Below are 13,717 nucleotides of genomic sequence, written 5' to 3' on the forward strand. Positions count from 1 at the left end.
ATGCTTATTCTGAATATATACTTTTAATATTTAAGTATATAAAAAACTATATATTTATTAGAATATATTAATAAAAGCCGATTTCTATTTTAAAAATAAAAATCAGCTTTTTAATTACAATTCATAATCCATTTTAATTTTTTCATTAGTTATTTGTAAAAATAACTTTAATGTATCCATTTTCTTAAAGCAAAATGAAAATATATCTTCCTCTACTCTTTCTCTTTTATAATAATCATGAGTATATCTATTTCTAAGTTTAACTATAACTAATAAATATTTTTCTAATTCAAAGTCTATAAATCCATAAATATTTGCTTTTTTTATTATTTGTAATCCAGATAATCCATCTTCATAATTATCAGTCATTGCTAAATATGTCTCACACATATCTATTATATATTCAGTAAAATCTTGATAATATCCTATGATTCCTCTCTTTATATATATTGAATTTGTTTTTTCATATTCTTTCATAGCTCCTTGCATTAAAGCTAGAGTATCTTTTGCAGTATTAAATTTTTTATTTAAGCTTTCTTTTTTATATTTATAATAAGGTGACATATCTATTCTCCTTTTAAACCTCTACTTAAATTTTTATTATTTCTTATATATTTATTTACATAAATTCTAAAATCCATTTCTTTTAATTCATTTAATATCAATTTATCTTTTGAATCTATGTATTGTCTTGCAAACACGGTATCAAATTCTTTCATTTCTAAAAATGTTAAGTGAATTTTATTATATTCAAAATGTTTTTCTAATATAGGTATTATTTCATCTTCAATATCAAATTCTTCCATAACATCATTTCTATGTTCAATTAGAACTAATATATCTATATCACTAAATCCGTTTCGCCAATACTTGGTATTAAAACTTCCAAAAGTAGCTAGTGAAATTATGTTTTTATTTTTTATCCCCTTTAAATCGGCAAGTTTTATCTCTTCAATAGGTTCTTTTCTCATAAAATTTCAGCTCCTTTCTTAACTATATATTAAATGATACTATATTCACTTAACTTTTTAAATATAATACTTTAGTTTTATAAATTTCTCTAATAATTTTAAGGAGTGTAAAAATATCTACACTCCTTAATTTTAATTATAATTTTTTCAATTGTGTATCAGTTAATAATTTTTCTTTATAAGGAAACCTCTTTTCAAATTCCTTTATCTCTTCTTCAGTTATCTCAAAAGCTTGACTAAAATGCAATTTCCCTGAAATATCTTTAAGAGAATCTTCATAAAGCTCTAACGCCATGAATTCTTCAAAATTTTCTCCCCAAGAAGTTTGAATATTATAATTCTTTGCATTTTTAAATCCAAAACGATGATAATATTTAGGATTTCCAAAAATAATAATTCCTTTATACTTTAAATTCTTTGCAATCTTAACGGAATGATTCATAAGTAAAGTTCCTATTCCTTTACTTTGATAAGATGGCAATACTCCAAGTCGAGCCATACATAAGACTTCAAACTCTTCTTTATCTTCATTTATAACTTTTGCTTTTGAATAAATTATATTACCAATAATTTTTTCTTCATCACATATTACAAAATCTAATTCTTTAACAAATTCAGAAGATTTTCTAAGTTTATGAACAATTAAGTGCTCATCACATCCTGATTTATATACATTCCAAAATGCCTCTCTAATCACATTTTCGACCTCTTTAAAATCCTCTTTATTTTCTAATCTAATCCCTATATCCATATTTAATATCTCCAAGCATTATAATTTTTAGTAATTATGCAAAATTCATATTTAATAAAAAAATTTTTAATTTTATTTTATATAGCAATTGTATTATTAATTCTATGATTTATCAATAAAATAAGCTTTACTTTCCACTCTCCAATTTAATTCTTTCTTAACTATAATACTTACGCTTTTCTTTTTAATAAAATATACTGCCCTTAATAATAGTATTGAAGTAAAACTAACTAAAATCATAATTAGACAATCTGCGGTTGCTATTTTTACACATGATAAAACTGAATATACTGTTTTTGATAAAAATAGTTGAGCAACTACTTCAAGATTATTTATTTGCTATCTTCCCTCTTTTACTAAATTTTTCTTTTGCTTTGGTTTAACATATCGATTTACCTTTCGTAACTCTTACATTATTTAAAGATTAATATATTATTTAGAAATGTTCTTATAACTATATGTTAAATCAATGAACTTTATATAAATTAAAATATAAAATAATATTTTATCACTTGTACATATCACTAATTAGTGCTATATTATTTTTATCACTAATTAGTGATAAAATATTTAAATAATAAATTATTGCGAAAGAGTTTTTTAAAAGCTATAAATTTTTATTATAAATTCTAATCTTTTTAGAAATATAGGAATCTAAAATTTTTTCATTTTGCAATAATCCAAACTAAGGAGAATAAACATGGAAGATAAAATTATTTGTGGTTGTTACAAAGTTACTAAAAATACTATAGTTGATGCTATTAAGAATGGTGCTGAAACTGTAGAAAAAGTTGGAGAAGTTACTAAAGCTGGTACTGGATGTGGTAACTGTAAAAATTCTATACAAGCTATTATTGATGAAGTTAAAGGTAATGAAATAGTTTGTGGTTGCTATAAAGTTACTAAAGCTCAAATTATTGATGCTATTAAAAATGGAGCTAATACTGTAGAAAAAGTTGGAGAAGTTACTAAAGCTGGTACTGGATGCGGTAACTGTAAAAATTCTATACAAGCTATTATCGATGAAGTAAATGGTTCTTCTCCTAAAAAGGAAAAAGGATTTTTCAAAAGATTTTTCTGTAAATAAAACTATTTAAAAATTTAATTATTCTACAATTTTTAAGGAAAGATATGAAAATATATAATTATGTTCTCATATCTTTCCTTTTATATAAAATAATTAACAAAATTTTATTTGGATTTTTATTTTTTTATATGATATTATTTTTATAACTTAATAAGACAGTTCGCAACTATCCTGTCTATAAACAAAACTATAGGAATTTGTATAAAATTTTTTATTTTATACTTATATTTGTTATGCAATTGTTTATAAGGACGGTATTCGTCCTTTTTTTATTGCTTTTTTTAGTATAGCAGCGTCTTATTTAGTTCAGATTTTTTTATGTAAGGAGATAAATATGAGCTATTTATTAGAATGTGAAGAAAGTTTTGATTCAAGTCATTTTCTTAAAGGTCATAAAGGAAAATGCAGAAATCTCCATGGTCACAGATGGAGAATCAAATATGGATTAAAAGCAAATGAATTAATCCAATCTGGAAGTTCTGAAGGTATGATAATTGACTTTTCAGATATTAAATCTTTAATTAAAGAATATTTTAAAGTTTATGATCATGCCTTAATTCTAACTGATTATAAGGAAGAAACTCTTACAAAAGAAGAAAAGAATTTTATTCAAGCTTGTGAAGATATGAAATTTAGAATTGTACATGTTCCTTTTAGAAGTACTGCTGAAAATATGTCTAAATTTTTCTTTAATGAACTTGAAAGAGTTTTATCTGAAAAAATCCCATCAAAAAATTTTAATGTTCACTATGTTACTGTTTATGAAACTCCAAATAATGCAGCAACTTATGGAGGTATAAATTAATGAATGTAGTAGAAATTTTTCAAAGTATTGATGGCGAAGCTAATAGAGCTGGTAATCTGACTAACTTTATAAGGCTTGCTGGTTGTAATTTAAGATGTAATTACTGTGATACTGATTATGCTTTAAATAAAACTGATGGAAAAGAAATGTCTATAAATGAAATTATAAGCAAATTAGATAAAGATATTAAAAATATTACTTTAACTGGTGGTGAACCTTTATGGAATGAAGATAATGCTAAACCACTTTTAAAAGAATTAGTTTCTAATGGCTTTAATGTAAGTGTTGAAACTAATGGTTCTATAAACTTAAAAAATTATATTAAGGAGTTCCCTTCTGTATCATTTATAGTTGATTATAAATCTCCTTCTAGTAATATGGAAAAGTTTATGGATATGGAAAATTTTAATATTTTAAGAGATATAGATTGTGTAAAATTTGTTGTTGGTTCTTTAGAAGATTTAAAAAAAATGGAAGAAGTAATTAAAAATACAAACTTGCACAAAGCAGAAGCTGAAATTTTTGTAAGTCCTGTTTTTGGGGAAATTGAACCAAAAGAAATTGTTGAATTCTTATTAAAAAGAAAATTAGTAAAAGTTAGAGTCCAAATTCAAATGCATAAAGTTATTTGGGACCCTATGATGAAAGGAGTTTAAAATGAATATCTGGACATCAAAAGAAAAAGAAAAAAGAGCTGAAGAATTAATTAAAGAATTATTAACTCTTATAGGAGAAGACACAAACCGTGAAGGCTTAAAAGAAACTCCTAAAAGAGCTGTAAGTATGATTAAAGAAGTTTTAGAAGGAACTACTTTAACTAATAAAGAAATTGCAGAAAAGTATGGAAAATGTTTTTCTGCTGATTATGAAGCTTCAGGTAACTCTGGAATGGTTATTATGAAGGATATTCCTATCTTTAGTTTTTGTGAGCATCATTTAGCTCTTATGTATAACATGAAAGTTACTATTGCTTATGTTCCTAAAGAAAAGGTCATTGGACTTAGTAAGCTTGCTCGTATAGCTGATATGGTAGGAAAAAGGCTTCAACTTCAAGAAAAAATAGGAACTGATATTGCTGAAATTATAGAAATGGCAACTGGAAGCTCTGATGTAGCTGTCCTTATTAGTGGAGAACATTCTTGTATGACTGCAAGAGGAATTAAAAAAACTGGTTCTCTTACTAAAACTAGTTGCTTTAAAGGAAGATTTAAAGAAGATATTTTATTAAGACAAGAACTTTTATTAAATAATTAGAGAAGAGGTATTTTTTATGGTTAATGATAAAGCTGTAGTTGTATTTAGTGGTGGTCAAGATAGTACTACTTGTTTATTTTGGGCAAAGAAAAGATTTAAAGAGGTTATTGCTGTTTCTTTTGATTATGGTCAAAAGCATAAGGCTGAATTAGATTGTGCAAGAGAAATATGTAAAAAATATTCTGTTGAACATTATATTTTAGATTTAGGATTATTAAATCAATTAGCTCCAAACTCTCTTACTAGAGTTGATATAGAAGTTGATAAAGATAAGCCAAAGGATTCTCTTCCAAATAGTTTTGTAGATGGAAGAAATCTTTTATTCTTAAGCTTTGTTGCAGTTTTAGCAAAACAAAAAGGAACTGGAAACATAATAACAGGTGTTTCTCAAAGTGATTTTAGTGGTTATCCTGATTGTAGAGATGTATTTATAAAATCATTAAATGTAACATTAAACCTTTCTATGGATTATGAATTTAATATAATCACTCCTTTAATGTGGATAGATAAAGCAGATACATGGAAAATGGCAGATGATTTAGGTGTATTAGACCTTGTAAAAAATGAAACTTTAACTTGCTATAACGGAATTAAAGGTGAAGGATGTGGAGATTGTCCTTCTTGCAAGTTAAGAAGTCATGGTTTTGAAGAATTTAAAAGAAGATATAATAAATAAAAAGGTGGAATATTAAAATGTCAAATGGTAGAAGTAAAGAAGAATTAAAAGATATAACTTTATTAGGGAATAAAGGAACTAAGTATGAATATTCATATGACCCAGATGTTTTAGAAGCTTTTGATAATAAACATCCTGACAACGATTATTTTGTTAAGTTTAACTTTCCTGAATTTACAAGTCTTTGTCCTATAACTGGACAACCTGACTTTGCAACTATTCATATTTCATATGTTCCAAATATAAAAATGGTTGAAAGTAAATCATTAAAACTATACTTATTTAGCTTTAGAAATCATGGAGATTTCCACGAAGATTGCATGAACATAATAATGAAAGACTTAATAAAGCTTATGGACCCTAAGTATATCGAAGTTTGGGGTAAATTTACTCCAAGAGGTGGAATTTCTATAGACCCATACTGTAATTACGGTAAAAAAGGTACTATGTGGGAAAAAGTTGCTTTTGATAGATTAGTTAATCATGACCTTTATCCTGAAAAAATAGATAATAGATAAAATATGGAAAATTTATCTTTTTTGTAATTCTATTTTAGTTTAATTGAAATCAATAGTTTCTTCTTTATTAATAATTATCAATTATTATTATCTATAAGGAAGTGATTGAATGGCAAAAATAATTAAATTAATTATTGCAATAATTGTAGTGTTATTATTGTGCGTTGGAGGTTTTGTTTATTATAATTCAAACTATAAAACTTCAACTCAAACAAAGCCTGATTTAAATCAAGCTAGTAATAATATAAATAAATCAAAAGATTCTACAAATGATAATAAAAAGGACAAAAAAGATGAACAAAAGAAAACTGAAAAAGCTAGTACACAAACTAATTCAAAACCATTAACTGATAATAATATATCTAATAATAATGCTTCAAATAAAGTTCAAACAGCTCCAGTAAGTGCGAATAAGGCTTCTAATACTACTAGCAATAGTACTAATAGTAATAATTCAGTTAATACTAATACTGTAAATACTACTAATAGCAATAATAATACTCCTAACAGTAGTAATACTAGTACTTCTAATGTTAATAATTCAGCTGAATTAGCAAGCTTAAAAACTCAATGTGAAAGTGCTTTTTCAAGTATTGAAAATCAAGTTAATCAAATAAATAATGAGCCTAATACTGATAGCTATCAAGTAACTGAACAACAAAACCATATTTATAATTTATGGAACAATCAATTAAATTATATGTATGAAAAATTAGAAACTATTTTACCACATTCAACTTTTGAAAATCTTAATAATAGTGAAGTAAATTGGATAAATTATAAAACAAATGAATCTAGTAAATATTCTGATGTTGCTGGAAGTGGTGGTGCTGCAATGAGATACTATTATAAAGATGCTCAATTAACTAAAGAAAGATGTTATTACTTATATAATAATTACATTAAATAAAATTAAAAGGATGTATTTTAATACATCCTTTTTTATTTAAAAAAAAATTTCCATTATTATTTTATTTAATAATTAATTAAAAGTTTATTATTATATTCTTAAATAATATGATTTACTATTTATATATTAATATTTTTATTTTATTAGAAACACTTATTTCCTAGTTTATTCATAATAATGCACTATCATATATCTTATAAGGATGTGATTCAATGAAAAAAAATAAATCATTAAAGTTACTTATTCCGGCTGCAATAATTGCCTTAGTATGTGTCACACCTGTAATTGTTTATACTTCATGTGCTTCAGAAGCTAATACAAAAGAAACATCTAATAAGGCAGCTAATACTGAAGATAACCTATCCAAAAACTATAATAGTACTTATTTAAATGCTAATAAAAATAATATTGATGATATTAATAAATTAAGAAGTGAGTGTTATAATAATTTTAATTTAATTTATCGAAAAACAGCTGAAATAAATAATGAATATGATGGAAATCCTAATAATAATCAATTAAATAATGAATGCTTACAAGTTTATGATTTATGGAATCAACAACTTAATTATATATATGAAAGATTAGAAACTATTCTTCCTAATGAAGATTTTCTAAAATTAAAAGATGACGAAACAAATTGGAATAATAATAAAAAGAGTAAGGCAAAAGAATATGCCCAATCATGTGGCGCAACTACTAATTATAAAATGATTTATTATACAAAATTAACGGAATTAACCCGTGATAGATGCTATTATTTATTAAATAATTATACCTCATAAAAAAATTTTTTCTTACTCAAAAGAGATAGTAGATAAAATTATATTTTCTATAAATTTATCTACTATCTCTTTATTTTATTACTAATTCATTTTATAAATCTTTCTTGTTAAATGCAATAACACTTAAAATTCCCATAAAAATTATAAAAACAATTTGATATGCTATTATATTTTTTATAAAATATGGCTCTGGTATTTGTGAAATTATTTGATATCCCATATCTACTACAGATTCTACAGGAATATCATATATAGGAACTATATTCATAAGAATTCTTCTTCCACTTAAATTTAAATTTGCACTTAAATTCACAAATGGAATAACTAAATATGTGTGAATATTAAAAATTATAAGTGATACAAATCCACTAATAACTCCAATAACTCCTTTAAAAACAATCGTAAAAAATGTACTTATACTTAAAATTACTAGCATATTTAAAAGTGAATTTATATTTAAACTTAAAATTTCTCCCCAAATCAACTTTAAATCAAGTGCTAAAATAATTGCAAGTAAATTTAATAACATCACAAATTGTATTAATATTAAAACAACTATATTTCCTAAAATAGTGAATATTATATATTCTTTTCTATCTTTTACGCTAACTAAAATAATGTCCATATGCCTTGATTCTATATCTTTACCAATTACAATATAACCTAAATATATTTGTATTTTAATTATTATACATCAGTTTATAATAAAATTCTAATTATTATATAACTATCTAAAATAATTTACAATAATATATAATAATTTAATTATAGTTGCATTTTTTATATATTTTTATTCATTTTTTACTTTTTTTGTATATATTTTCGTTTATAACTTATGATATGCTTGTATATTTATTTTAAGGGGGAAAATATAATGAAAAAATTTTTATCAGTTTTTGCAACTATTGCAATTTTATCAACGAACGTATTAGTTGCTAATGCTAAACCATTAACTACTTCTACAAAAGATATTTCTAATTATACTGTATATGAATTAGAAAACATTTTTGAAAAATACTGTTTCGATAATAATCTAAATTTAGAGAAGAACACATCAGAATATGAATCTTTTCTTAGAAATTTCTTACTTAATGAAAACTATTCAATAAAAGATACTGAAACAATAAAACAAATTAGAGCATATGCTGCTATATATTTAAATCGTGATTATTTAGATTCTGAAAATAATAATAACAATAATATAGTAAAAAAATCATTATTAGATTCTAAATCTTTAGATTCTCTTACTGTTGGTGATGTAAAAGATATAACTGAAGAAGATGATAGAATTAGTGAAGTTGAAAAACTATACCAATCTAAATCTTATTCTGGTTATTCTGCTAGCTCTGCAATATCATATGCTAAAAAACATGCAAAATCTCCTAATGGAAACTATGCTGACTTCACTAGCTTAGGTGGTGACTGCACTAATTTTGTTTCTCAAGCTATATATGCTGGAAAAGTTAAGCAAGTTGTTGGTTCAAATTATGGAACTAATGGTTGGTTTTATAAAACTTCAACTCAAAGATCAGCTACTTGGACTGGTGCTAATCAATTTGGTAACTACTGGCGTGGTAAAGTTGGTTCTTATAGTGGAAGATATAAAACAGATATAATTCCTAAAGCAAAAGCTGGAGATATAATTCAATATAAAGAAGGCGCAACTGGTTTAAGATATCATAGTCTAATAGTTACTCAAAAATTATCTAATGATCTTAATATAGCTCAAAGAACTGACAACTATGTTGGAAGTTGGGTTAATCGTGGAGGAATTCCTCCTCATGGTGGATATGAAACTTATTTTGACTTAATTAAATTTGCTAGTTAAATAATAAATGGAGGCATATACATGAAATCAAAAAAAATAATTGTTATAGGTTCTATTTTCATTTGTATAATTGTAATTTCCTTTATTTTCTTAAATAATAAACCAAATACTAACAATTTTGATAAAGAAACTGTATTAAAAAATTTCTATACTTCTTATGAAAATAAAGATATTAAATTATACAACGAATCCGTTATTAATGAACTTAAAACTAAGAATTCTGAAGAAGAAAAATTGAGACAAGATGTATATGATGATATTATTGAGTTTAAACTTATAAAAATAAAAGAACTTCCTAATAGTTCAACAGAATTTAATGGGAAAACTTTTGATAAATCTAACATTGCAAAGTTTGAAGTTTTTTATAATGTAGATTTTAATAAGAATTTAACTAGTTCTAATGAAGGAAATATATCAACTATAAAAATTTTAACTAGAGAAAATGAAAATTCTCCTTGGCTTGTTTCTGGTCAGGAAGGTCAAGGATTATAATTAACTTACTAAATATATTTTTACTATTCAAAAGGGTGATTTTGTTAAAAATCTCCCTTTTTATTTTATATATATCCCTTAAATATTTATTTTTTTAAATTAAAGTAAAAAATTATAACATTATAATATTTATAAAAATATTTTTTTAAGTTTTAGTTAGTTTAATTAATTATGTTCATATCCTATGAATTTTGTCCAAAGATTCAATTAATTTTGGTCTTATTTTATTGAACCAAATTTTATTAGTAATATACTATTAATTGAAGATAATTATCATTAAAATTTTAACAATACATATAAGAAATACATAAATAGATTAACAACAGATAGTTATCATTAAAAATTTAAAGTACATAGGAGAAACACATGAATAATTCAACAACACAAAAAAATAGCTTAGCAAGAAATCTTACATCAGCTGGATTGCTATTAGCTATCGGATTAATTTTACCACATTTTTTTACGGCTTTTGGTAGAGAAATGGGAACTATATTTTCCCCAATGGATTTAACAGTATTACTTGCTGGACTTATATTAGGATGGAGATATGGTCTAGTGTTAGGTATAATTACACCTATAATTTCTAGTTTCTTAACAGGAATGCCTCCATTACCAATAGCAGTAACTATGATGTTCCAATTAGGAGTAATGGGACTTATAACTGGACTACTTAGAAATAAAGTAAATAGATTACTTAATTTAATTATTGCAGAAATTATAGGAAACTTCCTTTATGCAATATTATTCGTAATATTTATGGGATTACCTACTCATAAATTCTACCACTTACTTTTTGTAGTTTTCGTTATTGGTTTACCTGGAATAATACTACAATGGATTATAGTTCCTTATTTATCTAGAGTTTTAAAGAAAGCAGGAATTTACAATGGATAAAATGAAAGATTTTTTTAACAATTTAGCAGAAGATTGGGATAATCACTCAAAAGGTGATCCTGAAAAAATGGAAAGAATTTTTAAGACAGCAGAACTTAAAGATAATTCAAAAATATTAGATATTGCTTGTGGTACTGGTGTATTAGAAGAGTTTTTATTAAAACATAATCCCCATTCAATTTTAGCTGTAGATTTATCAGAAAAAATGATAGAAAAAGCTAAAAGCAAATATAAGGATCCAAAAATAACTTTTTTATGTGAAAATGTATTTAACTTAAAAAATGAAAAATTTGATTTTATAATTGTATATAATGCATTTCCACATTTCTTAGAACCTGAAAAATTTATTGAACATATTTCAACATTATTAAATGAAAATGGTCAATTTGTAATATGTCACGGTATGGGAAGAAAACATCTAAACGACCATCATAAAAGAACTGCTAATGAAATTTCATTAGGTCTTAAACCAGCTTCTGAAGTAGCTGAATTAATAAGTTCTCATTTTAATATTAAAAGTGTAATAGAAGAAGAACATATTTATATAGTATATGGTACAAAAAAATAATAATTTATATTAATCTATAAAAAAACTATTTCAAAATAGAAATTTTTCCCAATTGAAATAGTTTTTTATATAATATCTACAACTTTATAAGTTTCTCTTTATAGACTTATTTAACCTTTTTAAAGCATTTAATGAATCCTCTGACTTTATAAGACAATTAGACATTTGAATATTTACATATGTATTTTTTAATAATACTGTCTCAAGCCTTCCTTCTGAATAGTAGTCTTTATATTTAGCTCCACTTTTAAATACTTCTTCCATTTGATTTAATATCTTTTCTATTTTAGAAATATTTTTTAAAATAAATCTCCTATCTATTTTCTCTTCATTAGTTATTGATAATAAAACTGATTCATGTCCTAAAAGAGTAGTTAGCTTATTATTATTGAATATAAATGCTTTTAATATCCTTAGCTCTTCTTCATTACAAGTTGGGTCATTATGAATTTGCATTTTACCACTTATTAAATAAGATAAATATACAAGTTCTCTTACTTTTATAGGATTATATTCTCCATCTAATATATTTTTAAGTTCTTTTACCATTTGCCTATTAATATCTATAAGCCTAAAAATCATATTTTCCATCTCATAATAATTTTTATTTCTTAAAATAAATCTGTTGGCAAATAAAACTATAAGTATTGATATAGTTGTATATAAAAGTCTTAAAAATATAACTTTATAGTCACCAGATGTTTCTCCAAGTGTTGAAATACCAATAGCATAACAAGTTATATAAGTTGTTAAAAGAGTAAAATCTGCATATGAATACATAAGGAAGGTACTTACCCCTATAATTATTATATGAGATACTGTTGACTTAAATATAAAGAATAGCACAGAGCATAATATAATTCCCATTATAGTTCCTTTAAACCTTTGAGCTGCCTTTTTCTTGCTTTCCTCATAGAAAGGCATTAAAAGAAGAAATATAGTCATAGGAATCCAATAGCTCTTTTCAAGATGAACAGCTCTTATAAATGTAAATGATAAAGATAATAAAATTCCCATTCTTATTGCAAATCTCAATTTAAAACTATTTAAACTTACTCTATAATGATTAATTTTCTTAAAATCTATAAAGAAATCTTTAGAAGTTTCCTTTAATGACTTCTTACTTTTATCTTTGAAATATTGGAATATTTCAATAGCGTATTCTAATAAAAATACAAAATAATTATTTAAATCTTCATATGAAAATTTTTCTTCAATCAAAAATTTATTTATTGAGAATATTATTTCATCATATTCATTTTTTGAAAAGTTCTCATTAATATCTATAAATAAATCAGATAAATTCTTAAAATATTCTTTATTATCATTTAGAAGATATTTTCTTTGAAGAACATCATTCGTAATATTATTTAAATGTTGGAAAAGTATAACAAAAGCATAAAACTTTGATTTCTCACTTAAATAAATTACTCTATTCATATCTCTACATATTTCAAATAACTCATATTTACTTTTATTAAAGTCTATTTCTTCACCTTTTGATAAAGTTTTAAATTGGTCAGACACATTTAAGAAACCATCTTTTATCAATACTACTATTTTTGAAGTAACAAACTTTGGCATAGTTATCTTAAGCACTATATATAAAACTAAATATGAAAAAGTTATTGCAAGTAATCTTAAAGGAATTTTATCAAAAGTAGTTGGGAACAGTTGTAAAAATACAAATGCCATTAAGTATGGAAAATAACTACTTGGATTATACTCATCAGTTAAAAGATAAGTTAAAACAATCCCTCCTATTAAATTTATAATTAAAGCGTTTAAAACTGTAAGCCCTGCAATAGATGCTATAATTCCTATAAATAAATGCAGAAAGAAAGGTTTTATGTGGCTCTTATCTACATCAACATATCCTTTCATTCTTATATACATTAAAGCCATATAAGGTGCAATAAGCACATTATCAATACCAAAATATATGTATAAAACAGGCAATAAAATAATTGATATAATTGTAGGAGCTAAACTTGCTCTACACATATCCTTTATGTAATCTAAACTGAAAAATGGTATTTTCATAAATTATATTCTCCCTTCTTTAATTTTTATATGAAATAAATAAAATATATTCATTGTTAAATTTTTATTCAATTATCTTCTATATTTTTATTTATTTTGTAATTACTACTCATACATTATAAGTGAAAAAAATAT

General features: G+C 24.0%; 18 protein-coding genes. 12 read left to right on the top strand and 6 right to left on the bottom strand.

Annotated features, from left to right (window positions below; all coding sequences use genetic code 11):
- Nucleotides 1–114 precede the first annotated feature (114 nt).
- The 4 genes from HMPREF1092_RS15165 to HMPREF1092_RS17450 all read right to left on the bottom strand — a co-directional run bounded on the left by HMPREF1092_RS15165 (nucleotide 115) and on the right by HMPREF1092_RS17450 (nucleotide 1,962).
- Nucleotides 115–564, bottom strand: coding sequence for a hypothetical protein (locus HMPREF1092_RS15165; protein ID WP_002599559.1), 450 nt, complete (start codon nucleotides 562–564; stop codon nucleotides 115–117).
- Nucleotides 565–566: 2 nt separating this feature from the next.
- Nucleotides 567–971 (bottom strand): nucleotidyltransferase domain-containing protein, encoded by a 405-nt coding sequence (locus tag HMPREF1092_RS15170; RefSeq protein WP_002599560.1) that lies wholly within the window; start codon nucleotides 969–971, stop codon nucleotides 567–569.
- A 136-nt stretch (nucleotides 972–1,107) separates the two neighbouring features.
- A complete protein-coding gene (locus HMPREF1092_RS15175) occupies nucleotides 1,108–1,722 on the bottom strand; it encodes a GNAT family N-acetyltransferase (RefSeq protein WP_002599561.1) in 615 nt (204 codons plus the stop codon).
- Nucleotides 1,723–1,824: 102 nt separating this feature from the next.
- A complete protein-coding gene (locus tag HMPREF1092_RS17450; protein ID WP_207637643.1) occupies nucleotides 1,825–1,962 on the bottom strand; it encodes a hypothetical protein in 138 nt (45 codons plus the stop codon).
- 460 nt (nucleotides 1,963–2,422) lie between these two features.
- Here HMPREF1092_RS17450 and HMPREF1092_RS15180 point away from each other — a divergent pair, with 460 nt between their 5' ends.
- From HMPREF1092_RS15180 to HMPREF1092_RS15215, 8 genes are all read left to right on the top strand, one after another.
- Nucleotides 2,423–2,809, top strand: a complete 387-nt coding sequence (locus HMPREF1092_RS15180; RefSeq protein WP_002599562.1) for a (2Fe-2S)-binding protein — start codon at nucleotides 2,423–2,425, stop codon at nucleotides 2,807–2,809.
- A 334-nt stretch (nucleotides 2,810–3,143) separates the two neighbouring features.
- Nucleotides 3,144–3,614, top strand: coding sequence for a 6-pyruvoyl trahydropterin synthase family protein (locus tag HMPREF1092_RS15185; protein ID WP_002599563.1), 471 nt, complete (start codon nucleotides 3,144–3,146; stop codon nucleotides 3,612–3,614).
- Complete coding sequence (gene queE / locus HMPREF1092_RS15190) at nucleotides 3,614–4,270, top strand: putative 7-carboxy-7-deazaguanine synthase QueE (RefSeq protein WP_002599564.1); 657 nt, start codon at nucleotides 3,614–3,616, stop codon at nucleotides 4,268–4,270. The genes HMPREF1092_RS15185 and queE overlap by 1 nt, the downstream gene beginning before the upstream one ends.
- A gap of 1 nt (nucleotide 4,271) precedes the next feature.
- Complete coding sequence (folE, locus tag HMPREF1092_RS15195; protein ID WP_002599565.1) at nucleotides 4,272–4,868, top strand: GTP cyclohydrolase I; 597 nt, start codon at nucleotides 4,272–4,274, stop codon at nucleotides 4,866–4,868.
- 16 nt (nucleotides 4,869–4,884) lie between these two features.
- Nucleotides 4,885–5,544, top strand: coding sequence for a 7-cyano-7-deazaguanine synthase QueC (gene queC / locus HMPREF1092_RS15200; RefSeq protein WP_002599566.1), 660 nt, complete (start codon nucleotides 4,885–4,887; stop codon nucleotides 5,542–5,544).
- A 17-nt stretch (nucleotides 5,545–5,561) separates the two neighbouring features.
- Complete coding sequence (gene queF, locus HMPREF1092_RS15205; protein WP_002599567.1) at nucleotides 5,562–6,062, top strand: preQ(1) synthase; 501 nt, start codon at nucleotides 5,562–5,564, stop codon at nucleotides 6,060–6,062.
- Between the two features lie 109 nt (nucleotides 6,063–6,171).
- Nucleotides 6,172–6,972: a lysozyme inhibitor LprI family protein gene (locus tag HMPREF1092_RS15210; RefSeq protein WP_002599568.1), complete on the top strand. Its 801-nt coding sequence runs from the start codon at nucleotides 6,172–6,174 to the stop codon at nucleotides 6,970–6,972.
- A 212-nt stretch (nucleotides 6,973–7,184) separates the two neighbouring features.
- The gene (locus tag HMPREF1092_RS15215) at nucleotides 7,185–7,757 is read left to right on the top strand and encodes a lysozyme inhibitor LprI family protein (RefSeq protein WP_002599569.1); all 573 of its coding nucleotides are present in this window, start codon (nucleotides 7,185–7,187) and stop codon (nucleotides 7,755–7,757) included.
- Between the two features lie 91 nt (nucleotides 7,758–7,848).
- On the opposite strand, the gene HMPREF1092_RS15220 is transcribed toward HMPREF1092_RS15215, so the two are convergent.
- Entirely contained in the window at nucleotides 7,849–8,382 is a 534-nt protein-coding gene (locus HMPREF1092_RS15220; RefSeq protein WP_002599570.1) for a hypothetical protein, read from the bottom strand.
- Between the two features lie 249 nt (nucleotides 8,383–8,631).
- On the opposite strand from HMPREF1092_RS15220, the gene HMPREF1092_RS16645 reads away from it, so the two are divergent.
- The 4 genes from HMPREF1092_RS16645 (at nucleotide 8,632) to HMPREF1092_RS15240 (ending at nucleotide 11,539) form a co-directional block, all read left to right on the top strand.
- Entirely contained in the window at nucleotides 8,632–9,585 is a 954-nt protein-coding gene (locus HMPREF1092_RS16645; protein ID WP_002599571.1) for an amidase domain-containing protein, read from the top strand.
- Between the two features lie 21 nt (nucleotides 9,586–9,606).
- The gene (locus HMPREF1092_RS15230; RefSeq protein WP_002599572.1) at nucleotides 9,607–10,077 is read left to right on the top strand and encodes a DUF4829 domain-containing protein; all 471 of its coding nucleotides are present in this window, start codon (nucleotides 9,607–9,609) and stop codon (nucleotides 10,075–10,077) included.
- A gap of 366 nt (nucleotides 10,078–10,443) precedes the next feature.
- Nucleotides 10,444–10,971, top strand: coding sequence for an ECF transporter S component (locus tag HMPREF1092_RS15235; protein ID WP_002599573.1), 528 nt, complete (start codon nucleotides 10,444–10,446; stop codon nucleotides 10,969–10,971).
- Complete coding sequence (locus HMPREF1092_RS15240) at nucleotides 10,964–11,539, top strand: class I SAM-dependent methyltransferase (protein ID WP_002599574.1); 576 nt, start codon at nucleotides 10,964–10,966, stop codon at nucleotides 11,537–11,539. The genes HMPREF1092_RS15235 and HMPREF1092_RS15240 overlap by 8 nt, the downstream gene beginning before the upstream one ends.
- A gap of 84 nt (nucleotides 11,540–11,623) precedes the next feature.
- Here the strand turns inward: HMPREF1092_RS15240 and HMPREF1092_RS15245 are convergent, their stop codons facing one another.
- Nucleotides 11,624–13,582 carry an FUSC family protein gene (locus tag HMPREF1092_RS15245; RefSeq protein WP_002599575.1) on the bottom strand — a complete coding sequence of 653 codons (1,959 nt, stop codon included), beginning with the start codon at nucleotides 13,580–13,582 and terminating at the stop codon, nucleotides 11,624–11,626.
- Nucleotides 13,583–13,717: the final 135 nt, after the last annotated feature.

The sequence above is a fragment of the Clostridium thermobutyricum genome, assembly GCF_000371465.1.
Classification (GTDB): domain Bacteria; phylum Bacillota; class Clostridia; order Clostridiales; family Clostridiaceae; genus Clostridium; species Clostridium thermobutyricum.